28 protein-coding genes are annotated in these 26,878 nt (G+C 68.6%); 7 read left to right on the plus strand and 21 right to left on the minus strand.

The features are described 5' to 3' along the window. From argH to AC07M8_RS06595, 5 genes are read left to right on the plus strand one after another with little or no spacing between them, the layout of a single operon-like run. The gene (argH, locus tag AC07M8_RS06575) at nt 1-1,368 is read left to right on the plus strand and encodes an argininosuccinate lyase (RefSeq protein ID WP_495173782.1); all 1,368 of its coding nucleotides are present in this window, start codon (nt 1-3) and stop codon (nt 1,366-1,368) included. Next, a complete protein-coding gene (locus AC07M8_RS06580; RefSeq protein WP_495173569.1) occupies nt 1,365-1,601 on the plus strand; it encodes a hypothetical protein in 237 nt (78 codons plus the stop codon). The genes argH and AC07M8_RS06580 overlap by 4 nt, the downstream gene beginning before the upstream one ends. After that, entirely contained in the window at nt 1,601-2,863 is a 1,263-nt protein-coding gene (gene lysA / locus AC07M8_RS06585; RefSeq protein ID WP_495173570.1) for a diaminopimelate decarboxylase, read from the plus strand. The genes AC07M8_RS06580 and lysA overlap by 1 nt, the downstream gene beginning before the upstream one ends. Then, nucleotides 2,860-3,621, plus strand: a complete 762-nt coding sequence (locus tag AC07M8_RS06590; protein ID WP_495173783.1) for a precorrin-2 dehydrogenase/sirohydrochlorin ferrochelatase family protein — start codon at nt 2,860-2,862, stop codon at nt 3,619-3,621. Before lysA ends, AC07M8_RS06590 begins: the two co-directional genes overlap by 4 nt. Next, nucleotides 3,618-4,571, plus strand: coding sequence for a zinc transporter ZntB (locus AC07M8_RS06595; RefSeq protein WP_495173571.1), 954 nt, complete (start codon nt 3,618-3,620; stop codon nt 4,569-4,571). The genes AC07M8_RS06590 and AC07M8_RS06595 overlap by 4 nt, the downstream gene beginning before the upstream one ends. Before the next feature lie 18 nt (nt 4,572-4,589). On the opposite strand, the gene fliS is transcribed toward AC07M8_RS06595, so the two are convergent. From fliS to AC07M8_RS06685, 18 genes are read right to left on the minus strand one after another with little or no spacing between them, the layout of a single operon-like run. Continuing rightward, the gene (fliS, locus tag AC07M8_RS06600; RefSeq protein WP_495173572.1) at nt 4,590-4,988 is read right to left on the minus strand and encodes a flagellar export chaperone FliS; all 399 of its coding nucleotides are present in this window, start codon (nt 4,986-4,988) and stop codon (nt 4,590-4,592) included. Then, nucleotides 4,988-6,490, minus strand: coding sequence for a flagellar filament capping protein FliD (gene fliD / locus AC07M8_RS06605; protein ID WP_495173573.1), 1,503 nt, complete (start codon nt 6,488-6,490; stop codon nt 4,988-4,990). Before fliD ends, fliS begins: the two co-directional genes overlap by 1 nt. Nucleotides 6,491-6,541: 51 nt before the next feature. After that, the gene (gene flhB, locus AC07M8_RS06610; RefSeq protein ID WP_495173574.1) at nt 6,542-7,669 is read right to left on the minus strand and encodes a flagellar type III secretion system protein FlhB; all 1,128 of its coding nucleotides are present in this window, start codon (nt 7,667-7,669) and stop codon (nt 6,542-6,544) included. Next, the gene (fliR, locus tag AC07M8_RS06615; RefSeq protein WP_267397213.1) at nt 7,669-8,439 is read right to left on the minus strand and encodes a flagellar biosynthetic protein FliR; all 771 of its coding nucleotides are present in this window, start codon (nt 8,437-8,439) and stop codon (nt 7,669-7,671) included. Before fliR ends, flhB begins: the two co-directional genes overlap by 1 nt. A 5-nt stretch (nt 8,440-8,444) precedes the next feature. Beyond that, complete coding sequence (gene fliQ / locus AC07M8_RS06620) at nt 8,445-8,714, minus strand: flagellar biosynthesis protein FliQ (RefSeq protein WP_267397212.1); 270 nt, start codon at nt 8,712-8,714, stop codon at nt 8,445-8,447. Nucleotides 8,715-8,727: 13 nt separating this feature from the next. Next, nucleotides 8,728-9,618, minus strand: a complete 891-nt coding sequence (gene fliP, locus AC07M8_RS06625) for a flagellar type III secretion system pore protein FliP (RefSeq protein ID WP_495173575.1) — start codon at nt 9,616-9,618, stop codon at nt 8,728-8,730. After that, nucleotides 9,615-9,962 carry a FliO/MopB family protein gene (locus AC07M8_RS06630; protein ID WP_267397210.1) on the minus strand — a complete coding sequence of 116 codons (348 nt, stop codon included), beginning with the start codon at nt 9,960-9,962 and terminating at the stop codon, nt 9,615-9,617. Before AC07M8_RS06630 ends, fliP begins: the two co-directional genes overlap by 4 nt. Nucleotides 9,963-9,969: 7 nt before the next feature. Further along, nucleotides 9,970-10,272 (minus strand): flagellar motor switch protein FliN, encoded by a 303-nt coding sequence (gene fliN, locus AC07M8_RS06635; RefSeq protein WP_267397209.1) that lies wholly within the window; start codon nt 10,270-10,272, stop codon nt 9,970-9,972. Next, nucleotides 10,269-11,201 (minus strand): flagellar motor switch protein FliM, encoded by a 933-nt coding sequence (locus tag AC07M8_RS06640; RefSeq protein WP_495173576.1) that lies wholly within the window; start codon nt 11,199-11,201, stop codon nt 10,269-10,271. Before AC07M8_RS06640 ends, fliN begins: the two co-directional genes overlap by 4 nt. A gap of 3 nt (nt 11,202-11,204) precedes the next feature. After that, nucleotides 11,205-11,819 carry a flagellar basal body-associated FliL family protein gene (locus AC07M8_RS06645; RefSeq protein WP_495173577.1) on the minus strand — a complete coding sequence of 205 codons (615 nt, stop codon included), beginning with the start codon at nt 11,817-11,819 and terminating at the stop codon, nt 11,205-11,207. A 34-nt stretch (nt 11,820-11,853) separates the two neighbouring features. Next, a complete protein-coding gene (locus AC07M8_RS06650) occupies nt 11,854-14,334 on the minus strand; it encodes a flagellar hook-length control protein FliK (protein WP_495173578.1) in 2,481 nt (826 codons plus the stop codon). A 37-nt stretch (nt 14,335-14,371) separates the two neighbouring features. Next, complete coding sequence (locus AC07M8_RS06655) at nt 14,372-14,791, minus strand: hypothetical protein (RefSeq protein ID WP_495173579.1); 420 nt, start codon at nt 14,789-14,791, stop codon at nt 14,372-14,374. Further along, a complete protein-coding gene (locus AC07M8_RS06660; RefSeq protein WP_495173580.1) occupies nt 14,784-16,112 on the minus strand; it encodes a FliI/YscN family ATPase in 1,329 nt (442 codons plus the stop codon). Before AC07M8_RS06660 ends, AC07M8_RS06655 begins: the two co-directional genes overlap by 8 nt. Beyond that, on the minus strand, nt 16,106-16,819 hold the full coding sequence (locus AC07M8_RS06665; RefSeq protein ID WP_495173581.1) for a FliH/SctL family protein: 714 nt from the start codon (nt 16,817-16,819) through the stop codon (nt 16,106-16,108). Before AC07M8_RS06665 ends, AC07M8_RS06660 begins: the two co-directional genes overlap by 7 nt. Continuing rightward, nucleotides 16,812-17,825: a flagellar motor switch protein FliG gene (fliG, locus tag AC07M8_RS06670; protein WP_495173582.1), complete on the minus strand. Its 1,014-nt coding sequence runs from the start codon at nt 17,823-17,825 to the stop codon at nt 16,812-16,814. Before fliG ends, AC07M8_RS06665 begins: the two co-directional genes overlap by 8 nt. After that, nucleotides 17,822-19,510: a flagellar basal-body MS-ring/collar protein FliF gene (fliF, locus tag AC07M8_RS06675; protein WP_495173583.1), complete on the minus strand. Its 1,689-nt coding sequence runs from the start codon at nt 19,508-19,510 to the stop codon at nt 17,822-17,824. The genes fliG and fliF overlap by 4 nt, the downstream gene beginning before the upstream one ends. 1 nt (nt 19,511) lies before the next feature. Continuing rightward, entirely contained in the window at nt 19,512-19,880 is a 369-nt protein-coding gene (gene fliE, locus AC07M8_RS06680) for a flagellar hook-basal body complex protein FliE (protein WP_495173584.1), read from the minus strand. Continuing rightward, complete coding sequence (locus AC07M8_RS06685; RefSeq protein WP_495173585.1) at nt 19,877-21,025, minus strand: sigma-54 interaction domain-containing protein; 1,149 nt, start codon at nt 21,023-21,025, stop codon at nt 19,877-19,879. Before AC07M8_RS06685 ends, fliE begins: the two co-directional genes overlap by 4 nt. On the opposite strand from AC07M8_RS06685, the gene AC07M8_RS06690 reads away from it, so the two are divergent. Both AC07M8_RS06690 and AC07M8_RS06695 read left to right on the plus strand, forming a co-directional pair. Further along, entirely contained in the window at nt 21,018-21,335 is a 318-nt protein-coding gene (locus AC07M8_RS06690) for a hypothetical protein (protein WP_495173586.1), read from the plus strand. The genes AC07M8_RS06685 and AC07M8_RS06690 overlap by 8 nt on opposite strands. A 136-nt stretch (nt 21,336-21,471) precedes the next feature. Further along, complete coding sequence (locus AC07M8_RS06695; RefSeq protein WP_495173587.1) at nt 21,472-22,503, plus strand: flagellin N-terminal helical domain-containing protein; 1,032 nt, start codon at nt 21,472-21,474, stop codon at nt 22,501-22,503. 548 nt (nt 22,504-23,051) lie between these two features. Here AC07M8_RS06695 and fliA read toward each other — a convergent pair. Genes fliA through AC07M8_RS06710 form a run of 3 tightly spaced genes read right to left on the minus strand, consistent with a single transcriptional unit; the run spans nt 23,052 to nt 26,748 of the window. Further along, complete coding sequence (fliA, locus tag AC07M8_RS06700) at nt 23,052-23,828, minus strand: RNA polymerase sigma factor FliA (RefSeq protein ID WP_495173588.1); 777 nt, start codon at nt 23,826-23,828, stop codon at nt 23,052-23,054. Then, entirely contained in the window at nt 23,825-25,894 is a 2,070-nt protein-coding gene (flhA, locus tag AC07M8_RS06705) for a flagellar biosynthesis protein FlhA (RefSeq protein ID WP_495173589.1), read from the minus strand. The genes fliA and flhA overlap by 4 nt, the downstream gene beginning before the upstream one ends. Further along, nucleotides 25,891-26,748, minus strand: a complete 858-nt coding sequence (locus tag AC07M8_RS06710) for a lytic transglycosylase domain-containing protein (RefSeq protein WP_495173590.1) — start codon at nt 26,746-26,748, stop codon at nt 25,891-25,893. The genes flhA and AC07M8_RS06710 overlap by 4 nt, the downstream gene beginning before the upstream one ends. Nucleotides 26,749-26,878: the final 130 nt, after the last annotated feature.

Here is a 26,878-nt window from a genome sequence, read left to right on the forward strand (position 1 = left end):
ATGTGGGGCGGGCGGTTTGCCGAAGGCCCGGCGGCAGTGATGCGCGAGATAAATGCGTCCATCCCGTTCGACAAGCGGATGTGGCGCCAGGACATCGCCGGCTCCAAGGCGCATGTCGCGATGCTCGGCCAGCAGGGTATCGTCTCCGCCGAGGATGCCGCGGCGATCGACGCGGGGCTCGACCTGGTCGCGGCGGACTATGCCGATCATGGCGTGCCCGAGGATCTCGCGCTCGAAGACATCCACATGCTCAGCGAGGCCAAGCTCGCCGACGCGATCGGCCCGGTCGCCGGTCGGCTGCACACCGCGCGCTCGCGCAACGATCAGGTGGCGACCGATTTCCGGCTGTGGGTGCGCGATGCGATCGACCAGGTGCTCGCCGCGCTCAACGGTTTCCAGGCCGCGCTGATGGCGCGGGCCGAGGAGCATGCCGCGAGCGTGATGCCGGGCTTCACCCATCTGCAGTCGGCGCAGCCGGTGACGCTCGGCCATCATCTGATGGCCTATGTCGAGATGGCCGCACGCGACGTGTCGCGGTTCGCCGATGCGCGTGCGCGGATGAACCGCTGCCCGCTCGGCGCGGCGGCGCTGGCGGGCACCGGCTTCCCGCTCGATCGCGAGGCGACCGCCAAGGCGCTCGGCTTCGATGGGCCGACGCGCAACAGCCTCGATTCGGTGTCGGATCGTGATTTCGCGATCGAATATCTCACCGCCGCGGCGCAGTGCAGCCTGCATCTCAGCCGGCTGGCCGAGGAGTTCGTGATCTGGGCGAGCCAGCCGTTCGGCTTCGTTGCGCTGAGCGACCAATGGTCCACCGGCAGCTCGATCATGCCGCAGAAGCGCAATCCCGATGCGGCCGAGCTGGTGCGCGGCCATGCCGGGCGGATCACCGGGGCGCTGGTCAGCCTGATGATCACCATGAAGGGCCTGCCGCTCGCCTATTCGAAGGACATGCAGGACGACAAGCCGCCGGTGTTCGAGGCGCACGACCTGCTCGGCCTGTCGATCGCGGCGATGACCGGGATGGTCGAAAGCGCGACCTTCCGCACCGACCGGATGCGCGCACTCGCCGAAGCGGGCTTCGCCACCGCGACCGATCTCGCCGACTGGCTGGTGCGCGAGGCGGGACTGCCGTTCCGCGAGGCGCATCACGTCACCGGCCGCGCGGTGAAGCGCGCCGAGGAGCTCGGCGTTGCGCTCGACCAGCTGCCGATCGACGAACTGACGGGGATCGATGCGCGGATCGACGAACGCGTCTATGATGTGCTCTCGGTGGATGCGTCGGTGGCGAGCCGCACCAGCTTTGGCGGCACCGCCCCGGCCAATGTCCGTGCCGCGATCGCCGCGGCGCGCGAGGAGTTGCGATGAAGAGGTTGATCCCCGTGGCGCTGGCGCTGGCGCTCGCCGGCTGTGGCGCCGCCAAGCCGTTGCAGCCGCGCGAGGGCCATTCGCTTCCGGTCGCGCCTTATGGCGCGCTGGCGACGCCGACGCCCAAGCAGTTGCTGACCCCGACCACCCAGCAGCGGCCGCAGCGCAGCGACGAGCTGCTGACGGCGTCGGACGAGCGCCGCAGCGACGAATTCGATCTGCCGCCAAGCTGATGGATCATTTCACCTACCGCGACGGCATCCTCCACTGCGAGGACGTGCCGCTGACCGCGATTGCCGAGGCGGTCGGCACCCCCGTCTACGTCTATTCCACCGCCACCTTCCGGCGCCACGCCCAGGTATTCCGCGCCGGCCTGGCGGGACTCGATCGCGTCCACCTTGCTTATGCGATCAAGGCCAATCCCAATGTCGCGGTGCTGCGCGTGCTCGCCGACGAGGGCTATGGCGCGGATGTCGTCTCGGGCGGCGAGATGGCGCGCGCGCTGGCGGCTGGCATCCCCGCGGCCGACATCGTCTTCTCGGGCGTCGGCAAGACCCGCGCCGAGCTGAGCCGCGGGCTGGAGGTCGGGATTGGCCAGTTCAACCTCGAGCTGGAGGAAGAGGGCGTCGTCCTCGCCCAGCTCGCCGCGGCCAAGGGCTTGCGGGCGCCGGCGGTGCTGCGCGTCAACCCCGATGTCGATGCCGGCACCCATGCCAAGATCTCCACCGGGCGGCGCGAGAACAAGTTCGGTGTGCCGATCGACCAGGCCCGCGGCATGTTCGACCGGCTGGCGCCGCTCGAGGGCCTTGACCTGCGCGGTGTCGCGATTCACATCGGCAGCCAGCTCAGCGACCTGTCGCGGCTCGAAGAGGCCTATGCGCGGGTCGGCGAGCTGGTCGCGGAGCTGCGAGCGGCCGGCCATACCATCAGCCGCGTCGATCTCGGCGGTGGCCTCGGCGTGCCCTACAAGCCCGATGACGTGCTGCCGACCCCCGCCGATTACGGCGCGATGGTCGAGCGCGCGACCAGGGGCTGGGATGTCGAGCTGATGTTCGAGCCCGGGCGCGTCATCGCCGGCAATGCCGGGCTGCTGCTCACCGAGGTAATCTGGGTGAAGCCGGGCGTGACCAACCCTTATGTCATCGTCGATGCCGCCATGAACGACCTCGCTCGTCCGGCGCTGTACGACGCCTTCCACGACTTCGTCGCGGTGCAGCCGACCGGCGAGACAATGACCGCCAACATTGCCGGCCCGGTGTGCGAAAGCGGCGACACCTTTGCCATGAACCGCGAGATCGACGTGGTGACGAGCGGCGACCTCGGCGTGTTCCGCACCGCGGGCGCCTATGGCGCGACCATGGCCTCGACCTACAATAGCCGCGCGCTGGTGCCCGAGGTGCTGGTGGACGGTGACCGGTTCGCGGTGGTCGCCGATCGCATCCAGCCCGAGACCATCCTCGCCGCCGAACGAGTGCCGGAGTGGCTGCACCGGTGAGCCTCAACAGCCTGCCGCTATTCGTGCGGCTGGCCGGCCGCGCGGTGATCCTGGTTGGCGAAGGCGAGCCGGCCGACGCCAAGCGGCGCTTGCTCGAGCGTGCCGGCGCCGTGATCGTCGGCGAGGAGGCTGCGGCGGCGCTGGCGATCGTCGCGGTGGACGATCCGGCGCCGATCGTCGCCCGGCTGCGCGCGCGCGGCATCCTGGTCAATGCGGTCGATCGCGCCGAGCTGTGCGACTTCACGCTGCCAGCGATCGTCGATCGCAATCCGGTGCTGATCGCGATCGGCACCGGCGGGGTGTCGGCGGGGCTCGCCGCGGCGCTGCGCCAGCGGCTTGAGGCGATCCTGCCGCCGGCGCTCGGCCTGATCGCGGAACGCCTTCATGCTGCCCGCGCGACACTGCGTTCGCGCTATCCGCAGATGGGCGAGCGGCGACAGGCGATCGCGGCGGCACTGGCGCCTGGCGGCCCACTCGACCTGCTCGCCGTCGAGGCGGCGACGTTGCCGCATGACTTGGCCTTCGACGGCACCGCCATGGGCACACGGCTGGTCACGCTCCGGCTGACGTCAGTCGATCCCGACGATCTCACCCTGCGGCAGGCCCGTGCGCTGGCCAATGCCGATCGCGTCTACCATCGCGACGACGTGCCCGGCGCCATCCTGGATCGCGCCCGCGCCGATGCTGCGCGGATCGCAACCGGGGCCCCGCCCGTTGCGCTGGAGAATGGCCTGAGCGTCGACGTGGAGATGACATGAGCGGGTTCGGCTATCGGGTCGTCGGCGGCAAGGCGGAGCGGATCGAGATCAAGGCTGCGCTGGGCGATCCAGCCGATCTGATCTGGGCGCATCTGTCGACCAACGAGGCGCGTGCCCAGGCCTGGCTACGCGACGATGCCAAGCTGCCCGACTATGTCATCGATGCGCTGACCGCGACCGAGACGCGGCCACGCTGCGAGGCGTTCGACGAGGGCGCGCTGCTCAACCTGCGGGGCCGATCGAGCGAGGAGATGAGCTCGGGCGATCCGCTCGCCTCGGTGCGGATCTGGGCGATCAGCGGCCGGGTGTTCTCGGTAACGCGGCGGCCGCTGATCGCCGTGGATGAAGTGGAGAAGGTGGTGCAGACCGGCCGCATCGTCGATCCCGGCGATCTGATCGCCGCCTTCGCCACCGCAATCACCACCGACCTCGACCCGGAGGTCGCCGATCTTGGCGACACGCTCGACGATTGCGAGGAGCAGCTCGATGCCTCGCGCGTGTTCGAGCTGCGGCGGCATGTCAGTCGGGTGCGGGTGTCGGCGATCGGCCTGCGCCGCTTCCTCACCCCGCAGCGTGCCGCGCTGGAAAAGCTCGCGACCTTGCCCTGTGACTGGTTGCACGATGACGATCGGTTGCACCTCAATGCCGCGGCCGATCGCGCGGCGCGGATGGCCGAAGAGCTGGAGTCGATCCGCGAGCGCTCGTCGCTGATGCACGATGCGCTCACCGACTTGCGCGGCGAGCAGCTCGACAACCGCTCGCTGATCATCTCGATCGTGGCGATGGTGTTCCTGCCGCTGACCTTTATCACCGGCCTGTATGGAATGAACGTCGACAACCTGCCTTATGCGCACGAGCCTTGGGCGTTCGACGCGATCATGGGCGTGTGCGCGGCGATTGCGGCCGGCGTGGTCATCTATTTCGTCCAGCGCCACTGGTTCCAGCGCTAGCGCGGCGCTGGAATCGGCTCAGGCCTTGCTCGCCGTCCGCCAAGCCTCGGCGATCTCGCTGAGGCTGTTCGCCGCATCGCGGAACGGTCGGGGATCGATGCCGATCGAGGCGTCGACGATGGTCCGTCGGATGCCACCGTAGAAGCGTGCCAGCGTGTAGGACACCTCACCGCCGCGCTCGAAATCGAGACCGGCTTCGAGTGCGAACAGGATGGCGGTGGCGCGGGTGATGCGCTCGCTCTTGCCCCGCAGCTGGCTGTTCTCGACCGCCCAGGCGGCGGCACGCAGCGCGGCGACGAGTTCCTCGTACAGCAGCTGGACAAGGGCCGGGCCCTTCGCCTCGCCGGTGCGACCGGCGATATCGATCTGGCGATAGGTGGCGAACGGATCGCGCAGGAGAGCACTTGCGTAAGCCATCAATCGTCGCTCGAGTTCCAGGCCTTGATCTGGTTTTCCAGGAAGGTCTGTGTGGATTTATAGGCGGAGACCTTCGAGTTCATGGTCGAGAACTGCTGGGTCAGCCGGGTGGTCATGGCATCGGACTGGGTTGAGATCGTGTCCTGTTCGGTGGTCAGGTCGGCCTGCGCCTTCGTGTAGCGGGTCGTCGAGGCACCGAGGCCGTACGTGGTATTCGATGCCGCGGTGGAGATCGCCGCCAGCTGGGCGCTGAGGCCGCCGGTGTTGCTGGTGGCGCTCGCGAACATCGCCTCCACTTCGTCGGGAAATTTGGTGATGGCGTCAGTTAGCGTTGCGGCATTGACCGCGAGCGTGCCGTCGCGGTTGGTGCCGATACCGATCTGCGCCAGCGTCGTCGGCGCGCCGGGCGTCGTGCTGGTGGTGAGCTGCTTGGTGGTTAGAGTCTGCAAGGAACGCAGCAGCGTTTTTGCGGCGGTATCCGACTTGAGATCGCCGGTCTTGGCGTCGGTAAGACCGGTCACCGTCGCCAGTACCTGGTTGAAGGTTTCGGTAAAGTCGTTGACGCCCTGCATCAGCGCCACGGTGGGACGGGTGGAGGTCAGCGCGACCGGCGTGGTGGAGGTGCCGGTGAGATCGAGCTTCACGCCGGCAACCAGATCGCTGATCGAATTGCTGCTGCGCTTCACCGTGACGCCATCAAGCGTCAGTGAGGCGTCCTGGGCAACGCCGGTCAGCGGCGCGTTGCCGCCGACACCGACGTTGAACTGCGCCAGCTTGCCACTGGTGTCGGTAGTTGCCTTGAGGGTGAACGCCTGCGCAGCGCCAGTGGCGCCCTTGAGCGACAGATAGGCCTTGCCATCCGCATCGGCGATCACGCTGGCGGTGACGCCTGCCTTCGCCGCGTTGATCGAGCTGGCGATGTCGGTGAGGCTGCCGCCAGTGATCTTGATGTCCACCGGCGCGGTACTGCCGGGGGTGAAGGCCGTCATCGTCGAGGTGCCAGTGGCGTCGCTGCCATAGGTGGCGGTGCCCAGCGTCAGCGTCAGCGTTCCGGTGCCGATCGTCGCGCTGGGATCAACTGCCGTGGCGCTGCGCGCGCTTTGCGCGGCGGCGAGCGCTTTGACGGTGATGCTCGAGGACAAGTCGGCGACCTTGCTGCCGGCGATCGTGGTGGCGGTGAGCACGGCGGTGTTGGAGCTGTTGGGCGTGGTGGCGAGGGTGCCGCCGCTGATCAGCGTGTTGAGCGCGGTTGAAAAACCGCTGATCGTGCTCTTGAGCGTGCTGACCCCGGAGATCTGCGCGGTGAGCGTGGTGTTCTTGGCGGTGATCGCCGCGGTCTTGGCGGCGAACTGGGCCTGGACCAGCGACGTGACCAGCGAGGCTGTGTCTACACCGGAGCCGGTGTTGAGCGAGGTCAGCAGCGACTGGGCCGCTGCCGCGGTCAGGCTGGCGGCGGTGGCGGTGGGAGTGGGGGTGCTCGTCGTGCTGGTGGTTGTGGTCATGGTCGAACTCCCCGCGCTTCATAACTGGTAACGGCCGCAGCCGGCGAATCTTTAACGAATTTCCACGCCATTTTCGTCGAACCGCGCGCCTTGCGGGACCTCGATCGGCGGCGGGCTGCCGCCGGCCTGGGCGTTGAGGTTGAACACGAAGGCGAGCACGGTCGCGATCGCGGTGTAGAGATCGTCGCGGACCTCCTGGTTTTCCTTGCTGGTGTAATAAATTGCGCGCGCCAGCATCGGATATTCGAGGATCGGCACCCGGTGTTCGCCGGCGAGATCGCGGATCGCGAGCGCGGTCGCGCCGCGGCCCTTGGCGACCACAACCGGCACCTGGTCGATCCCGCGTTCGTAGCGCAGTGCCACCGCGAAGTGGGTCGGGTTGGTAAGCACCACATGTGCCTCGGTGACCGCCTTGCGGAAGCCGCGGGTGGCCATGGCGCGCATCGCCGCGCGCTGCTGGCCCTTCGCCTCGGGCGAGCCTTCGCTCTCCTTATGCTCGTCGCGGATTTCCTGCTTGCTCATCCTTAGCTTGCGGAACAGCTGGAGGATCTGCACCGGCACGTCGAACATCGCGATGGCGACGAGGCCGAGGCTCATCGCGATCATCACCGACATGAAGGTGCCGCCGAGCGCGCCTACCGCGTCGCCGAGACTGGACGACGACAGGCCGAGCGTGGTGCGGCTCGACTTCCACAGCATGTAGCCGCCAATCACGCCGAGCAGCACCACCTTGAGCAGCGACTTGCCGAGCTCCACCCAACCCTGCGGGCCGATGATCCGCTTGAGCCCCGAGCCAGGGTTGATCCGGCTCGCCTTGGGGGCGAGCAGGCTGCCGTTGAAGCGCAGCGAACCAAGCCCCGCCGAGCTGACGATCGTGGCGATGAGGCTGATCGCGAGCAGGCTGACCAGTGAGGGCACCAGCTTGTAGCCGGCCTCGGACAGCGCGCGCCAGGGTGAGAAATCCTCAACATCGCCGCGATCGAACTGAAAGCTCGCCGCCATCAGCGCCTTGCACGCCGATACGAGCGATGGGCCGAAGAGCATGAACCAGGCGACGCCGGCAAGGACGACGAGCGCGGTGGCGAAGTCCTTTGAGCGCAGCACATTGCCGTCATCGGCGGCCTTTTGCTTGCGCTTCTGGGTTGGTGCTTCTGTTTTTTCGCCGCCCTCGTCGCTCATCAGCCGAGTACCAGCGATTCGGTGGCGGCGAGGCCCTCGCGGATGATCACCAGCATGTAATCGCCCATCGCCGGGAAGGCGACCGCCATCGCGATCACGCCGACCGCGAGGCTGGCGGGCATGCCGACCGCGAACAGGTTGAGCGACGGCGCGGCGCGGCTGAGCATGCCGACGATGAGGTTGAGGCAGAGCAACAGGAAGCCGACCGGCAGCGCCAGCAGCAGCCCGGCGAGGAACATGTAGCCGCCGAAGAAGGCGATCTCGCGCAACCGCGGCACCGCGAGCCAGGAGCCGGGCGGCATCACGTCATAGCTTTTCACCAGCATCTCGACGAGCACCAGATGGCCGTTCACCGAGAGGAACAGCAGCGTGATCATCACCGAGAAGAACTGGCCGAGCGCGGGGCTGGAATGACCATTTTGCGGATCGACCGACGAGGCGAAGCCGATCCCCATCGAGCCGCCGATCATTTCGGCGGCAATCATCGGCGCGGCGAAGGCGATCTGCAGGATGAAGCCGATCGCCATGCCGGTCAGCGCCTCCGCGGCGATCGACAGGATGGTGACGACCGTGAAGATCTGCGCCGGCGGCACGACCGGGTGGACGCTGAGCACGAGGATACCGATCGCGCCGGCGAGCGAGACGCGCACCGGCAGCGGGATGGCGACGGCGCCGAACACCGGCGCGATCACGAAGGCCGCGCCGATCCGGATCATCACGTAGATGAGGGTCCACAACTGGCCCTCGATGGCGAGGCCGAAGCCGAGCATCGACCCTACTTCACCAGATCCGGGATGCGCTCGAACATGCCGATGGTGAAGTCGCTGAGCAGCCCGAGGATCAGGCTGCCGAAGATCATGATCGATACCGCGACCACCAGCAGCTTGGGGACGAACGACAGCGTCTGCTCGTTGATCGAGGTCGCGGCCTGGATCATGCCCAGGATCAGCCCCGCGAGCAGCGCCGGGATCAGGATCGGTGCCGTCGCCAGCGCCAGCACCCACATCGTCTGATTGGCGACGGTGAGGAAATAATCGGCGTCCATCGGTATCAGGTCCTCAGGTCGCGAAGCTGTTGGCGAGGCTGCCCATGGTCAGCGCCCAGCCGTCGACAAGCACGAACAGCAGCAGCTTGAACGGCAGCGAGATGATCGTCGGCGACAGCATCGCCATGCCGAGCGCCATCAGCACGGTGGCGACGACGAGATCGACGACGATGAACGGCAGAAAGATCAGGAAGCCGATCTGGAACGCGGTCTTGAGCTCGGAGGTGACGAACGCGGGCAGCAGCACCGCGAAGGGAATGTCCTTGGGGCTCGCATAGGGGCCCGACTTGGCCATTTGCGCAAACAGCGTGACGTCCTTGATCCGGGTCTGCTTGGTCATGAAATCATGCAGCGGCGCGCCGGCGGCCTGGATCATCTGGGTGCCGGCGATCTGGCCGGCGGCATAGGGCTGAATCGCCTGGGTGTTCATCTGGCTGATGGTCGGCGCCATCACGAACAGCGACAGGAACAGCGCCAGCCCGATCAGCACCTGGTTGGGCGGGGTCTGCTGGAGGCCGAGCGCCTGGCGGAGCACCGCGAGCACGATCACGATCCGGGTAAAGCTGGTCATCATCAGCAGGATGCCCGGCAGGATCGTCAGCAGGCCCATGATGATCAGGACCTGGAGGCTGAGCGACAGCGGCGCCGACTGGCCGACGCCCGCACCGGCGCCGGCGCCACCCTGCGCCGAGAGCTGGCCGAGCGCGCGGTCCACCGCGTCGCCGACGCCGGGGGCCGGCGCGGCGGCGGGCGCGGCTTGCGCGAAGGCGGGCATCGCCACCACGATCGCGAGGATCAGCGCCAGCGCGATCCACAGCCACTTGAGGTTGCGCGAGCGCGGCGCGGCGGTGCGTTGCTGGATCAGCGCGGGACCGGTGCCGCGGCGGGTGATGGTGACGCTCACCGGCCGCGCCCCAGATCGAACTTGGGCAGCTCGAACGGCTTGCGGACCGGCGCGTCGCCGCGCGGTTCGGGAGTCGGCGCGATATCGGCGCCGCCATCGACCTTGTCGACCAGCGTCACACCGCCGCGGCCGACCGAGACGAGCAGCCGCTTGCCCTCGAAATCCAGCACTGCGAGGCGCAGGCCCGGCGAGATCATCATCGTCTCGCGGATGTTGATCAGCCGCGACGAGGGCTTGCCCGGCATCCGGGTTTCGAGCCGGCGCCAGAGATAGAGACAGCCGATCATCAGGCCGCAGACCAGCGGCAGCAGGATGACGAGCTTGAGGATGTACGACCAGAGCATCGAGAGTTCAGCCGCGCGCCGCGACGGACTTGTCGGGCGAGACCAGCTCGGTCATGCGCACGCCGAAGCGATCGCCGACCGTGACCACCTCGCCGCGGCCGATCAGCGTGCCGTTGACGAACACGTCGAGCAGCTCGTTGGCCTGGCGATCGAGCTCGATCACGCTCGACTCACCGAGCGCGAGCAGTTCGCGCAAGGTGAGCTGGGTGGAGCCGATCTCCACCGTCAGCTTGACGTCGACATCCTGCAGCAGCCGGAAATTGGCGGCCAGTGCGGAGTCGACCGGAAATCCACCGGCCATGTCGTTCATGAATCTTGTCCTTCGGGAATCGCGATGGAAGTGAGGCGCACGGCGGCGTGGCCGTTGGAGGTGCCGACGGTGCCCTTGCCGAGGCAATCGCCGCCGACCATCACCGGCACGTCGGGGCCGAAGCTGATCGGGATGACGTCGCCGGCCTTGAGGTTCATCAGCAGCGACAGCGGCACCACCGGCTCGGCAAGCACCGAGCGGATCGGGAAGCGCACGTTCATCGCCGCGCGGGTCAGCGCGGTGCGCCACGCAGGATTGGCCTCGGCCTTGTCGAGCACCTTGCCGGTGAGCGTCGGCGCGTGCGGCTTAAGCGCGGTGACCGGATAGAGCAGGTCGATGAACACCGGCGCATGCTCGCCCGCGGCGATGCCGAAGCGGGTGACGATCATCGCATCGTCGGCATCGGTTGCGAGCATCGCCGGGTTCACTTCAACACGGGTCGGCGTGAAATCGATCTTGGCGAGCGGCTCCCAGGCGGTGCCGAGCGGCCCGGCAATGCTGGCGCCGATCCGGGTGACCAGCGCCTCGGCCGCAGGCGAAAATTCGGGCGGCAACACCGGCGGCACCGAGCCGGTACCGCCGAAGAACAGGTCGAGCAGCTCGAACACGAAATGGCCGTCGAGCACGCACAGGCCGGTCGCGCCCTGCGGCGACATGATCATCGGCAGCCAGGCGGTCAGTCCGTCGGTGCGCTCGGCGCGGTAATCGGCGAAGCGCTGGACCGAGAGCGGCTCGGCCCAGGCGCGCACCTCCTGGCGGAGCAGCGGCTCGAACACGCCGCGCAGGCTGCGCGCGAGCCGCGCCGACAGATGCTGCAGCGTGTGAAGATCGCCGAACGGATTGAGCTGCGTCGCGCCAAGCCCGCTCGCATGGGCGGCTGGGGTGCGATCACGCGTCCGTCGTTCGGTGTCTGCTGCTGCGTTAACCATGACTCACTGAACAACAAAATTGGTAAAGTAGACGTTACTAATGCCGCCGAAGCCCTCTTTTTGTTGAAGAACGGCGTTGATCGATTTCGCCAGCCGGCCCTGCAGCTGCTGCTTGCCCGCGGAGTCGAACACCTGCTCCTCCGGCGTGTCGCCGAGCGCCATCAGCACGGCCGAGCGCACCGCGATGTCGTTGGTCTTGAGGTTCTCGATCACCGTGTCGTCGTACGGCGTCGAGACAGCGATGCCGACCTGGATGACGTGCACCGAATCCTTGAGATTGGAGGTGAACTGCGGGTCCATCGCGAAATAGTTGGAGGCATATTGATCGCCGCCGCTGCCGCTCGGCACCGATTTGCCGCTCGTCGTGGCGCCATGGCCACCTTCGCCACCTTCACCACCGGCGGCAGGACGCTTCTGCTCGGTCTTGGGCACCAGCTTGGGGCCGTGCTCCTCGGCAGCGGCCCCACCGTGGTGTCCGCCGATCAGCCCGGCGCTCGAGGCGTAGACGCCGGCGCCGACGCCGCCGCCGACCAGGACGATCAGGGCGACGCCCATGATCAGCATCTTCTTGAGGCCGCCCTTCTTCTTCTTGGGCGCGTCGTCTGGCTTGTCGCTCATGGTTCAGTCCTTCGGGTCGATAGGTTGGTGCGGATCAGGCGATGCGGCCAGCGTCGGCGGCATCGGCCTCGGTGTCGTTGGCGGGCGTTGCGGTGGCCCGTGCGGGCGTTGGAGTTGGCTGGCCGGCGGCCTGACGCTGCGGCTGGCCCTGGCCGGGCTGATGGCCAAACGCGCCGGCATCCACCGCGGTCTGGCCGAGACGCAGCCCGCGCTCCTCGGCCGCCTGGGCAAGCCGCGGCTGCGCGTCCTGGAGCATGGCGCGGGTGGCGGCTTGTTCGGCGGCGAAATGGACGTGGACGGTGTCGCCATCCTTCTTCACCGACACGTCGATGGTGCCGAGCGCATCGGGGATCAGGCGGATGCTGGTATCGACCGCATCGGCGGCGTCGCGCAGCCGCTCGATATGGTCGATCATCGTGTGCGGCCAGCGTTCCTGGCGCATGTCGAGCGGGGCCTGCTGGGCATCGGCCGTCGCGGAGACGGCCTGGCGCACGTCGGTGACGGCGGAGGTGAGCGTCGCGGTGGCATCGCCGGGCGCCTCGCGTCGGCGCTCGTCCGCGGCGACGGCGGCGTGCATCGCGGCGCCGAACACCTGGAGCGCGGGCGCGGTGGTCCCCGCGACGGGCTGTGGCGCGGGCGGCAGCTGCGGCGCCAGCGCCACCGACGGCGCGGTTGTGGCGGAGACATCGCGGATGAAGCTCGAGCGTGGCTGATCGCCGGCAACGGGTGTGGCGGTGGACGAGGATACGGCCACCGCGGTTGCCGGGGCGAGCGGGTCTGCTGGCAGCGGCACGCCACCCGCGACAGGGACGGGCGCCGCAGCAGCGGCCACGGGTGCGGCATCTAGTGCCACATTGGCGAGCGTGGTCCCACGCGGAGCCGAGCTGGCGGCAGCGGTCGGCAGTGCCGCGGCGCCAGCCAGCGACGGGCGGTCTGCCTTGGGGCCGGCAACCGGGGTGCCTGCTGTGGGTGACAGGCTCACGCCCGCCGACGGCACGGGGCTGGCTGCGGCGGCCAGTGACACCGCCTGGGCGAGACCGGCTGCCGCGACGGGATTCTGCACGGCGGCGGCCGCAGCGACCGTGGTGGCGGTGGTGCGACGATTGCCGCGGATCGGCGGCAGGTCGAGGGGCGCGGGTGTGACGATCGCTGCCTCGACCGGCGTATCGCGAACGGCCGATTGGATCGAGGAAGCCGTTGCCGTGGTGACGGTGGGCGGAATAGTTGCTGCCGGCGACGGCGTCGCGTCACGCAAACCCGAAACCGGCGATCCGCTCGCCACAAGCGAAGGCTGAACGACCTGCGCCTGACCCGCCGGGCGCTGGCCGGCAGACGCGAGCATGGCCGCCGCGATCGCCCCGTTGCCGTCGTCGGCGGGCAATGCCGCTGGCGTGACAATTGCCTGGGTCTGCGAACGGGTCGCGGCGGAACTTGCCGGCGGGGCCGCAGCCGCGGGCGTGCGTGGCGCGCGCGGCGCTGTTGGGTCGAGCAGGTCGGCGGATGGGACCGCCGATGCGGGCGGCTCCGATCGGGCCGGCGAGGGTGTGGCGGCGGCCATGGCCAGGGTCGAGCTGCTGGTACGGATCGCCGCGACCGCCGCGGTCCGGGCGGCCGGAGCGTCGACGGGTGGCATGGTGAGCGCGACCGCCGCGGCAGGAAGCGGCATCGGCGCCGCCACGATGGCTTCCGGCGTTGCCGCGCCGGGCGGCGGCGACACGGTGACGCCGGCTACCGACGGATCGGCGGCCGTGCTCGTCGGTGCCGGCGACGCTGCTGGAGCCGTGGAGTCGGTCGCGGTGGTCGTGGGCCGTGCCTTCGCCGCTGTGCCGATGTTGGCGGCGGGCGCAGCGGTGGTGGCAGGCGACGGCGCTGCCGGGTCGGAGACCGGCGCTGCGGCGCGGCGCGCCTTGCCGGATCGGATTTTCGTGCCTGCCGGGGCGTCGAGCGTCTGCTCCTGCGGCGGCGCGACCGTGGCGTCGGCGGTCGTCTGCGCGGGCAGCGGGGCGATGGGCGTGGCGGGCGCCGCGACGATGATGGGCGTCGACGTCGGTGGCAACGGGTCGGTCTGCGCGTGTTCGCCCTGCGTGTCGTCCTCGGGGGACGGGGCAGGCTGTTCGCCGGTGCCTGGCGCTGGCTTGCTGCGGAACCGGGCGCCGGGGTCAAGGACTGGGTTGCCAGGCACGGCAGTGTCGGCAAGGCGCACCGGCATGGCCGGCTGATCGTCGGTCGGCACCGCCACCGCCATCGGGGCGGGCACCGCGATGTTGACCGCGGGAAGCCAGGCGAGCGCAGGATCGAGCGTCGCCGCCTCAGTCGGCAAGATCTTGCCGCCCGCGGCAGCATCCTGCCCGGCGACGGCCGCGGCAGCCGCAGGGTCGGCGTTCGCGGTGTCGGCGGTGGGCGGCGCGGTGATCGCCAGCAAGGACAGGGAGAACAGATCGCCGCCCGCGCCCGATACCCCTGCCGCCGGCTGGCCGGCGAGGGTGGGGGTGATGGCAGTGGCGGCGTTGATCATGCGGCTTCTCACGTGGAACGGACTGTTCGCCCGTCACTCAGCAAGGATCGTGCCGTTTGCTCCGGGCGGGTGGCGCTTCTTCCAGCTTGCGCATGTCCTTGAGCGCGATCTGGGCGCGGGCACGGTCGATCAGCTTCTCCACCGCGGTCTGGTCGCGCTTGGCGGCGCGGGTCGCCTCGGCGGCACGGCTGACGAACACCTCGGCGTTGAGCACGCGATTCTGCGCTGCGGCGGCGGACTTGTGGAGACGCTCGCGGAAATGCGCGGCCGCGCCGAGCGACGCGCCGAGCGCGTTTTCGGGGGTCGGCGAGACGGCATCGGCGAGCGCGCCGATGCGCTGGGCGAGCGTCGCCTCGCTGGCGAACTTCTCGCGCGCGCGCGCCTCGTCGGCATGTTTGAGGTTGAGCTGGAGGGTGCGGACGCGGTGGATTCGCGCCAGCTTCTTCGGATCAGCCACCGAACACGCCGGTCAGCTCGGCGATCGAATCGGCCAGCGAGACATTCGCGTCGGCATCCTGCTTGATATATTCCATCACCGCCGGGTGGGCGGCGATGGCATTGTCGATCTGCGGGTCGGCGCCGGGGCGATAGGCGCCCATCAGCACCAGGTCGCGGTTTTCCTCATAGGTGGCGAGATGCCGGCGCAGCACGCGCGCAGCCTGGAGATGCTCGTAATCGGCGATATCGGTCATCACCCGGCTCACCGAGGGGCCGATGTCGATCGCCGGATAGACGCCGCGCTCGGCGAGGTGGCGGTTGAGCACGATATGGCCATCAAGGATCGAGCGGGCGGAATCGACCACCGGATCGTTGCCGTCGTCGCCATCGGCGAGCACGGTGTAGATGGCGGTGATCGAGCCGCCGGTGCGCACGTCGGTACCGGCGCGCTCGATGAGGTTGGGCAGCATGGCGATGGCCGAAGGCGGATAGCCGCGCGCCGAGGCGGGTTCGCCGAGCGCGAGGCCGATCTCGCGGCCGGCATGGGCGACGCGGGTCAGCGAATCCATGATCAGCAGCACCTTCTTGCCCTCGTCGCGGAAGGCTTCGGCGATCGCCGTCGCACGCAGCGCGCCGCGGATGCGCAGCACCGGCGAATGGTTGGCGGGCACGGCGACCACCACCGAGCGCTGGCGCGCGGCGCCGGCGACCTTGGTCTCGAGGAAATCGGCGACCTCGCGGCTGCGCTCGCCGATCAGGCCGATGACGATGACGTCGGCCTTGGCGGCGCGGACCATCATGCCGAGCAGCACCGACTTGCCGACGCCCGAGCCGGCCATGATGCCGACGCGCTGGCCCTGGCCGATGGTGAGCAGGCCGTTGATCGCGCGCACGCCGACATCCATCGGCTCGAGCACGCGGCCGCGATCGAGCGGCGACTGGAGCTTGCCGGCGAGCGGCCATTTTGCAGCGCCGCGGATCGGGCCGAGGCCGTCGATCGGCTTGCCGGCGCCATCGACGACGCGGCCGAGCAACGCCGCGCCGACTTCGGCCTCGCCGGGAGGGCCGACCGGGCGCACCGGGGCGTTGGGCAGCAGGGCGGCGGGGCCGCCGAGGTTCATCATCAGCGTGCGGCCGTTGCGGAAACCGATCACCTCGGCCTCCACCTTGGCGTCGGCGTCGCCGCCGATCTGGCACACGGTGCCGACCGGGAGCGACAATCCCACCGCCTCCATCAGCAGGCCGTCATAGGACGACAGCCGCCCGGATACCTTGGGGGTGGGGCGGAACTGGGCGGCGCCGAGCGTCTCCAGATAATCGGCGGTGAAGCGGTTTAGCATGCGCTCGGCACCGGAATCCGGTCGATCACCTGGGCGAGCTGGTCGAGCCACAGCGCCGGGCCGTCCTCCACCACCGTCGAGGCACTCTCGAGCACGAAGCTGCCGCGCGAGATCGTCGCATCGCCGGCGGCGAAGATCGATTTGGGCAGCCCGCCCTCGATCATCGGCACATCGGCCGGGTTGAGGCGAAGCAGCGCGGACTCGCTCGATTCGGCAAGCAGTTCGGCCGCCGCCTCGATCCGGCTGGTCAGCCATTCGGGCGAGACGCCGACCTCGCCAACCAGTTGCGCAACCAGGAACATCACCGTCTGGCGCAACTGCCCGGCGATCCGCTCGCGATCGAGCTGGTGGCCGTTGGCGATCGCGGCGGTGAGTTCGCTGAGCAGCGCGCGATCGCGGTCGCCGGTCTCGCGCGCCGCGGCGGCGGCGGCCGCTAGGCCCTCGGCATAGCCTGCCGCGTGCGCGGTTTCGACCGGGTTGATGAAGGTGCTCGGTTCGGCCTCGGCATCGAGCGGATCCCAGCCCTCTGTAGGTTTGATCGCCGGATCGGCCGGGCTGAAGTGGCGCGGACGGGACGCGGCGGGCTCGCGCGCCTCGCGCGTCCAGGTCTCGCGCGCAGCAAAGCCCATCGGCGGCGCGAACGCGGCCTGAAGGATGTGCGCCGCGGTGTCGTGGCGAGCGGCGAAGCCGGCGACGAACTCAGACATAATCGTCGTCGCCTGCGCCCATCACGATGGTGCCGTCCTTGGCGAGGTTGCGCGCGATGCCAATCATCGCCTTCTGCGCTTCAAGCACCTCGGCGAGCTTCATCGGCCCGCGCGCCTCCATCTCGTCGCGGATGCCGTCGGCAGCGCGCGCCGACATGCAGCCGAGGAAGCGGCTGCGCGCCGTCTCGTCGACGCCCTTGAGCGCGCGCGAGAGGATGTCGCCGTCGACGTTGCGGATGAGGGTGCCGAGGTTCTTGTCGTCCATGTCGAGCAGATTGTCGAAAACGAACATCGCCTCCTCGATCGCCTTGGCGACGTCCTTGTCGATCTTGAACAGCTTGGGCATCACCCGCTGCTCGGTCGCCTTGCGCGCGCCCTGCAGGATCTTGGCGGCCTCGCGCGTGCCGCCGAGCAGCACGCTCGCCGACGACGAGCCGCCGCCGCGGCGGTTGGCGAGCATGGTGCGCAGCGTCTCGACGGCCTCGGGATTGATCGGGCCGAGCCGGGCGATGCGGTGGAGGATGTCGGGCTGGACCGCGTCGGGCAGCAGCTCGAGCACCTGGCCGCCGATCGCGGGATCGAGGTTGGCGATCAGCACCGCGGCGATCTGCGGATGCTCCTTCTCGACCATGGCGGCGATCTCGGGCGCTTCCATCCAGTCGAGCAGCTCGAGTTCGCAGGCGGCCTCGGCCGGGGTGATGCGCGCGAGCACGCTGTCGGCCTTTTCCGGCCCGAGCGCGCGGTGCATCACCGCCTCGATCTTGGGACGCGGATCGAAGCTGATCCCGGTGCGCTCGCGGGCGCGGCCGACGAAATCGTCAAGCACGTCCTCCACTTCCTGTTCGGAGACATCGGCGACCGCAAACATCGCGGTGCCGAGCTGGCGGACTTCCTCGGGCTCGAGCTTCTGGAGGATGGCGGCAGCCTCCTCCTCGCCGACGAGCATCATCAGCACCGCGGCGCGCTCGACGCCGGTGTAGGTGCGGGTGGCGACGGCGGTGCTCACTTGGCTTCGGCCTTGATCATGTCGCGGACCGCCAAGGCGGCACGCGCCGGATTGTCACGGGTGAAGCCGCGGACGGCACCGATGCGCTCGTCGGTGCCGCGGCTCTGCTCGAGGCGATCGAGGCTGACCGGGTCGGCGACGGTGATGCCGTCGGTGTTGGCAAGCGCGCCATCGGCGCCGCCGATCGGGGCGCCGAGCGCCGGATTGGCATCGTCGCGCTTCTTCATCAGCCCCTTGGCGAGCGGGCGGACGCCGAGCAGTAGCACCAGCAAGGCGATGACGATCGCGGTGGCGTTGCGGGCGAGCACCGGCAGCCAGGCATTGTCATACCATTTCGGGCCGCTGGCGACATCGGCCGAGGCATCGGCGAACTTGCGGCTGATCACGGTGACCTGGTCCTGGCGGGCCTGATCGAAGCCGACCGCGCTCTTCACCAGATCGGTGATCTGGTTGATCTCCATCGCGGTGCGCCGGGTCTTGTCGGGATCACGGAGCAGCACCGCGACCGACAGGCGCTTGATGGCGCCGGGCGCATTGCGCGTCACCGACACCTCCTTGCCGAGGTCATAGGCGCGCTGGAACGCGTCGGACTGCTTGGCCGCATTGGGTGCAGCACCGCCGGCGACCGGCTGCGGGTCGGTGCCGGGCGCGGCACCGCTGGCGCCGTTGGCGGCCTGCGGCGTCTGCAGCTGGCTGGCAGGCGGCGGGGTGTTGGAGAGCGCACCGGGGATGCCACCGGGCGCCGCGGCGGCGGTGGCGGCCTGGTTGCCGGTCCAATTTCCGGTCTCGGCGCGCAGCGCGCCCTGCTTCTCGTAGCTCTCGCGGGTCGCCTGGGTCTCGTCGAGGTTGACGTCGGCCTGCACCTCGGTGGTGAAGTTGCCGGCACCAACCAGCGGCGTGAGCAGCTGGATCAGCTGCTGGCGATATTTGTCCTCGACGTGACGCTGCACCTCGAGCCGCTGGTCGCCGGCGGGATCGCCGTTGCCGCCGGGCTTCGACAGCAACGCACCGAGCTGGTCGACCACGGTGACGCCCTCGGGCTTCATGCCCGGCACCGACGACGCGGTGAGATTGATGATCGATTGGACCTGCGCGTCGCTCAGCGAGCGGCCACCCTGCAGCTTCAGCACCACCGAGGCGGACGGCGCGGCATTGTCGCGGACGAACACCGATGCCTCGGGCATGGCGAGGTGGACGCGCGCCTCGGCCACCGCGTCGATCTCCTCGATCGAGCGGGCGAGTTCGGTCTCGCGCGCCTGGCGCAGCCGCTCACCCTCGACGGCGCGGCTGACGCCCATGGGGAGCGAATCGAGGATCGCATAACCGCCGGGTGCCGCCTTGGGCAGGCCCTGGCCGGCGAGCAGCATCCGCGCCTTGTTGAAATCGTCCTCGTTGACGGTCAGCGCGCCGGTACCGTCGTCGATATGGCTGGCGATGCTCGCCTGGGTCAGCGCGGACGTGACCGCCTGCTTGTCGGCATCGGTGAGGCCGGTGAACAGCGTCTTCTGCGTCGGCGTGGCGAGCATCATCCAGGCGAGCGCGGCGGCGCCGATCAGCCCGACGAGCAGCGTCATCGGCAGCGCGCGGCGTACCGCGGGCTGCGCGAGCACGCCCTTGATCTGGAGCAAAGGGTTGGCGAACTTCTCGGGAAGTGCCGAATTGGTGGTGGCGAGGGCGGTGCTCATATCAGACCGGCATGCTCATGATGTCCTTGTAGGCGGACAGGAGTTTATTGCGGACCTGCAGCGTGGCTTCGAAGCCCACCGAGGCCTGTTGGCGCGCGAGCATCACCTTGGCGATGTCCACGGTCTCGCCGCGTTCGTAGCTTTCCGACAGCGTGGAGGCCTGGTTCTGGGTCTCGTTGACCCCCTTCAGCGCGTCCTGCATCGTGTCGGCGAAGCTGACCGGCTTGGCGGGGCCCGTCGCGGCGGCGCTGTCGACCGACCCGCTGGCGCTGGCGCGGCTCAGCGCCTGGTTGCGCTCCAGGATCTGCGAGCGCATCGCCATCACCCGGTCGATGCTCATCGCACCGCCGATCCCTGCAACGCCGCTCATGCCCGGGCCGCCATGTTGGTGCGGGCGAGATCCTCACCCTGTTCGCGTGCCTTGGCGAGCCGGTAGCGCAAGGTGCGCTCCGAAATGCCGAGCCGCTTGGCGGTTTCGATTCGGCTGCCGCCGCAGGCGGCGAGCGTTTCGCGGATCGCCTGGAATTCGCTCATCTGCACGACGTTACCGAGTGTTGCCGTATCGGCGGGGAGGAACACCGGCGGCGGCGCCGGCGCGTTGATCGCGACGACGGGTGCCTCGGTGCGCTGGAAGGTGAAGCTGATCGGGCGATCGAACACGATATGGGCAAGCTCGATGGTGTCGCCGCCGGCGAACAGCAGCGCGCGCTGGATCACGTTCTCGAGCTCGCGGACGTTGCCGGGCCAATCGTAATCGACCAGCGCCTGCACCGCCTCGGCGGTCGGCCACGGCACCACCGCGCGATTGCCGGCGTGGCGCAGGATCATCGTCGCGGCGAGCGCGGGAATGTCCTGGGTGCGCTCGGCGAGCGGCTTGGTGGAGAGCGGGAATACCGACAGGCGGTAATAAAGATCGGCGCGGAACCGGCCCGCGGCCACCTCGGCCTGGAGATCGCGGTTGGCGCAGGCGACGACGCGGACGTCGATCGACTGGGGCACCGAGGCGCCGATCGGCACCACTTCGCGCTCCTGAAGGACGCGCAGCAGCTTGGCCTGCAGCTGCAGCGGCATCTCGGCGATCTCGTCGAGCAGGATGGTGCCGCCGTCCGCCGCGCGGAAGAAGCCTTCGCCGCCGCTCGAGGCGCCGGTGAACGCGCCCTTCTGGTGGCCGAACAGCAAGGCCTCGAGCATCGTCTCGGGCAAGGCGGCGCAATTGATGGCGATGAACGGCTTGTCCTTGCGCGCCGAATTGTTGTGGATCGCGCGCGCCAGCACTTCCTTGCCGGTGCCGGTGGGGCCGTTGATCAATACCGTAATGTCCGCCTGCGCGACCCGTTCGGCGAGCGCGAGCAGCGCCAGGCTCTCGGGATCGGCAGCGGTGGGCTGGTTGGGGCCAGCAACGAGCGCGCGGGCGAAGCCGTTGCCCACCGCAGCGTCTGCCGGGCCGAACGCGATCCGCGCGGGATTTCCGTTGCTTGACGGCACCACGTAGCGGCCATCTTCGCCGATGATCACCGTCCGCGCCGGGGCGGGCGGGGCCTCGCCTTCGGCGATCAGAAACAGATCAGCCGGTCCAGGCTGGACCGATTCGAACGAACCGATGCCAAAACCCTGGGCCCTGAGGCTCGAGATCAGCGCGTATTTGCGGGAAGTGACTGCAGCAGAAGGAAAAATCGAGCGCATTGATTACCCCCAAGGACAGGCTCTCAATGCGGCAAGTGCGGTTAAAGCCCTGTTAAAATCGGTTGCAGGCGGCAAAACTTTTCCGGGTGCGTCCGCGCGCGCGTTACGCGCCGGCGGCATGCGCTTGCGCGCGTGCGCGTAGGAGGGGGCTGGGGAAAGGATCCGGAGGCTGCGATATTTTCGCTAAAGCCGCCCCGTAACCGGCCGTTACTCCATTTGACGGCTCGGCCCTCCGCTCTGGGGGCGGCGGTGAAGCCGTAGCAAATGGAGATATTCTCATGACTGTCATCGGTACCAACATCGCTTCGCTGCGCGCTGCCAATGCATCGACCGCAGCCAATGCGGCACTGTCCACCGCGATGGAGCGCCTGTCGACCGGCTCGCGCATCAACTCGGCAAAAGACGATGCCGCTGGCCTTGCCATCGCCTCGTCGATGACGGCGCAGATCAAGGGTATGAACCAAGCGGTTCGCAACTCGAACGACGGTATCGCTCTTGCCCAGACCGCTGACGGCGCGCTGAGCGAAGTGACCAACATGGCGCAGCGGATCCGCGAACTGGCGGTTCAGTCGGCGTCGGGCACCTACGGCCAGTCGGATCGCGACAACATCCAGGCCGAAGTCGATCAGCTGACGCAGCAGATCTCGAGCGTGTTGACTGGTACCAAGTTTAACGACGTGTCGCTGTTCACGCAGAGCTCGGGTGGCGCCGGTGTCAGCCTCGACATCCAGACCGGCGCCAACAACGGCGACAAGGTCACGATCAAGATCGACAACCTCGACACTTCTAGCCTGGTGTCCGGTACCACCCGTGCCGCCACGGCCGACGATGTTACGGCGGGTGCGCTGAAGGTGCAGGATGCCGACGCAGGTGATCCCTTCGAGGCTACCCAAGACATGCGCAACGCAGGCGTCACGGTTGGCGGCAAGCTCGTCGAAGTCGGCAAGAGCTACACGCCGAACAAGGGCGATCTCGTCCTCGCTGAAGTAGGCGACGACATCCCGACTGGCATCTCGATCAAGACCGCCGGCACGGCCAGCAGCGCGCTCGACACGATCGACACCTTCCTCGACAAGGTTTCGTCGGTTCGGGCGGGCATCGGCGCCGCGCAAAGCCGCCTGCAGTCGGCAGTCAACAATCTGACTAACAACGCGACCAATCTGTCAGACGCCAAGAGCCGGATCGAAGACGCCGACTTCTCGACCGAGACCACCGCGCTCGCCAAGGCGCAGATCCTGAGCCAGGCGTCGACCGCGATGCTGGCCCAGGCCAACCAGAGCCAGCAGGGCGTGCTGAAGCTCCTCCAGTAATGCACGTATCGGCGCCGGCACCGGCCCCCCAAGAGGGTGCCGGCGCCGACCGGGCCCTTTCGCGAGAAGGGGCACCATTACCCCGGTGGCTCCATGCCACCGGGGTTTTTGGCGTCGGCGCGTGGAGGTGGTTCTACGTTCAGGTGTGCACGACCGGTGACTTGCGGCTTCCGCCTGTCACGCCGTTCCTCACGCCGTCATCCCACCGAACGCTGGGATCTTCCGCGCGCGCGGACCTCGTTATGACGAGACCCCAGCTTTCGCTGGGGTGACGTCAACGTGGCGGGTGGTTCTCAAGATGGTGGGATGACGGACGCATCGCGGCGATCACGCCTCCAGTCAGGAACAGCGGTGGACCCGACGAGCGTCGCTCCCGGCGGTTCGGATCGTGTGACGACGAGCTCACTGGGGCAAGGCGGGACAAGGTAAGTGCAGTGCCGCCCGCTGCTGGTCGCATGCACCACCCCCGCCGAATACGAAAAACCCAGGCGACCGACATCTCGGCGACCTGGGTCCTGCATGCTGCGTTGTTGAACCGCGCGGAAGCGCTACACCTTCTTCGCGAGCGCTCGCTTGAGCTTGGCGTGCGCGGCGGCCTTGATCTGGCAGACCCGAGCGGCGCCGATGTCGAGCACCTGGCCGATCTCCTCGAGGTTGAGCTCCTCGACATAATAGAGCTGGATCACCATCGCCTCGCGCTCGGGCAGGCTGGAGATCGCGGCGATCAGCGTGTCGCGCAGGTCGCTGGTGGCGAGCTGCTCGAACGCGTCGGGGGTATCGTCGGCGAACCAGGGGAGATCGTCCTGGTAGACATCGTCGATCGATTCGAAGCGCACCGCCGCGGCGGTCTCGTAGTCGGCGCGCAGCTTGTCGACGCTGATACCCAGATGCTCGGCGATCATGGCTTCTCCCGGGGCATGCCCCGTCTGTGCGGTGAGGGTGGAAACGGCGGCGGCATACTGCCGGCGGCGGCGCATCGCGCCGCGGGTGGTGGTGGCCTGGCGGCGCAGCTCGTCGATCATTGCGCCGCGCAGCCGCGTCTGCAGATAGGCGCGGAACTGCGCGCCCTGTTCGGCAGCCTGGCCCGCGGCCTCGACCAGCGCGACGAGACCGACCTGGACGAGATCCTCGACCTCGATCAGGCTGCTCATCGAGCCATGGACGTGCCAGGCGATGCGCCGCACCAGCGGCAGATGCTGGCGGACCAGCGCCTCGGTGTTGGCAGCAGCGCGACGCGGCGAATAGGTCAGCGGCTGCTCCGGCACGAGGTGCGCGGGCGCGGGCTGCGCGCCGGCGAACATCTGCTTCATCGGTTCGGCGCTCATGCCGCGAGCGCCTGCGGCGCGCCGATCACGGCGACCACCTCGACCGCCTTCTCCTCGGGCACCTCGAAGAAGGACAATACCGGCGTATCGGGCAGGCAGGTCTTGACCAGCTTGCGGATGGCGAGGCGGATCGCGGGCTGGACGACCAACGCGAACGGCTTGGCCTCAGCGATCAGCGGCTGCGCCGCCTGCTGCAGGGCATCGACGATGCGGCGGCCGAGATCGGGCTCGATCACGTGGCGGCGCGAGGCGTCGGCGCGCGCGGCCTGGCCGAGCAGCCCTTCGAGCTGGCCTTCGAGCGTCATCACCCGCAGCGGCTCGCGCACGCCGCACAGCTTCTGGATGATCAGCGGGCCGAGTTCGGGGCGGATCAGTTCGATGATCTCCTCGGCGTCCTGGGTGCGATGGGCGGCGACCGAGATGGCACCAGCGATACGACGGAACTCCTTCAACGGGATGTTCTCCGCGAGCAGGCCCTTGAGGACCTGGGTGAGGGTGGTGAGCGACAGCGGCTGCGGGGTCAGCGAGGCGACCAGCTGGCCGGCGCGCTCCTTGAGGCCGTCGAGCAGCGCCTGGACCTCGTCGGGGCCGAGCAGCTCGCTGGCGCTCTGGCCGAGCAGGTGGTTGAGGTGGGTCGCCATCACCGTGCCGGCGTCGACGACGAGGAAGCCCGCGCCGGTTGCGGCATCGGCATCGCCCGAGGGGATCCAGGTGGCGTCGAGCCCGAAGGTCGGGTCCTTGGCCTTCTTGCCGTGGAGCGCGCCATAGGCCTGGCCGGTATCGAGCGCGAGCATCTCGTCGGGCGATACCTGGTCCTCGCCAACGCAGACGCCGTTGACCATGATGCGATAGGTGAAGGGGGCGAGATTGATGTCGTCGCGCACCCGGCACTGCGGCACCACGAAACCCAATTCCTTGGAGAGCTGGCGACGCACGCCGGTGATCCGGCCCATCAGCGGCGCGCCGCGGCGCTCGTCGACCAGCGGCACCAGGCCATAGCCGATGTCGAGGTTGACCTGCATGCCGTCATTGACCTCTTCCCAGCCGATCCGCGACGGATCGACCGGCTCGGCGGCAACCGCCTCGACGGTGGCGATCACCGGACGGCGTTCGATCTGGCGCAGCTTCCAGGCGGCAAAACCGGCGATGGCGGCGGCGGGCAGGATGATGAAATGGGGCATGCCGGGCAGGATGCCGAGCAGGCCGAGGATCACCGCCACCGGGGTCCAGGTGCGCGGGGATCCGAACTGGCCGCCGATCTGGCCGGCGAGATCCTTCTCCGAGCTCACCCGGGTGACGATCGCGGCGGCGGCGATCGACAGCATCAGGCTGGGCAGCTGCGCGACCAGCGCGTCGCCGATCGCGAGCAGGATGTAGCTCTTGGCGGCGGCGGCAATGGTCATGCCATGGCTGACGGGCCCGAGGATCAGCCCGCCGACGACGTTGGCGGCAAGGATCAGCATCGCGGCGACCGCGTCGCCCTTCACGAACTTCGACGAACCATCCATCGAGCCGTAGAAATCGGCCTCGGTGGAGACCTCGACGCGGCGCTTCTTGGCATCGTCGGGGGTGATCAGGCCGGCGTTGAGATCGGCGTCGATCGCCATCTGCTTGCCGGGCAGCGCGTCGAGGGTGAAACGCGCCGAGACTTCGGAGACGCGCCCGGCGCCCTTGGTGACGACGATCAGGTTGATGATCATCAGGATCGCGAACACGAAGATGCCGACGACATAGTCGCCACCGATCAGGAAGGTGCCGAACGCCTCGATGACATGACCGGCGGCGCTTTCGCCCTCATGGCCATGGACCAGCACGATGCGGGTCGACGCGACGTTGAGGCCGAGGCGGAACAGGGTGGCGAACAGCAGCACCGTCGGGAAGGCGGAGAAATCGAGCGGCTTTTGCGCGTTGAGCGCGACCATGAGCACGGCAAGGCTGATCGCGATGTTGGCGACGAAGAACACGTCGAGCAGCATCTTGGGGATCGGCACGACCATGACGACGACGAGCAGCAGAATGGCAAGCGGCAGCGCGGCCTGGCGACCGCTGGCGAAGAGCTTGTTCACTTGATGTTGGCTCCCATGCTCGCGAGCATCATGTAGGCGAGCCGGGCGTTGTTCGGCGTCGGGCGGAGAAGGTTGGTCGCAGCCTGGCTGCCCTTGGCCCCGAAGCGGCTCATCGCGGTCGTCGCCCAGGCGAGGGCATCGGCGGCGCTCTCGTTGCCGCCCGTGACGACGGTGGAGCCGTCCATGTTGAGCGACTGGGCGGCGAAGGACAGGTTGGCGGCGCGCGTCTCGGAGACGCTGCTGGCCGCCGCGCCGAGCTTGTCGCTGAACTTGTCGTAGATGTCGGCAAGCGAGCGCTGCTGGCCACCCGCGGTGTAGAAGATACCGCGGTTGGCATTGGCGGCGCCGGGGAACAGCGAGGCGGCGCCGGCCTGCGGGTTGCTCTGCATCGCCGACAGGAACTTCTTGGCGCCGCCGAGGCCGAGGAAGTGCGCCATGTAGAGATCGGTGCCGGTCGCGGCGCGGCCGAGCGTGCCCTCGAGCGCGTCCTTATTGTCCGAGGCGTGCTCGGCGGCCATCATCGAGGCGGCGCCGGGATCGTTGCGCAGCGCGAGAATGGCGCTGCGGGTGCCGCTGTCGCCAACGGTGTAGCGGCCGCCCGACGTCTGGCCGATGCTGTCGGCAGCCCAGCCGAGGCCGTGCTCGGCGCCATGCTTCTTGACCACCGCGAGCCAGCTCTGCTCGACGAACTGGTACAGGCCCGAGGCGGACGAGGTGCCGGCCTTGGCATTGGCGTTGAGCCCGCTCTCCACCTTGGCCTGGCCGAGCAGATAGTCGAAATCGACGCCGGTCTTGCTGCTGGCAAGAGCGATCGCGGACTGGACCCGGCTGGCAGAAATGGCGTTGACGGTCATGCCGGCTATATGAGCAAGAGCCGTGCCAAGTCGTGAAATTGCCGGGGTTTGCCGGTGGTTGCCGGCAACTTACCGGGCCGTTGCCGGTTTGCCGGCAACGCCTGGACGGTCGGGCCCTCAGCGAGGCGGC

This window comes from Sphingomonas sp. GW821-FHT09E03 (genome assembly GCF_059416225.1).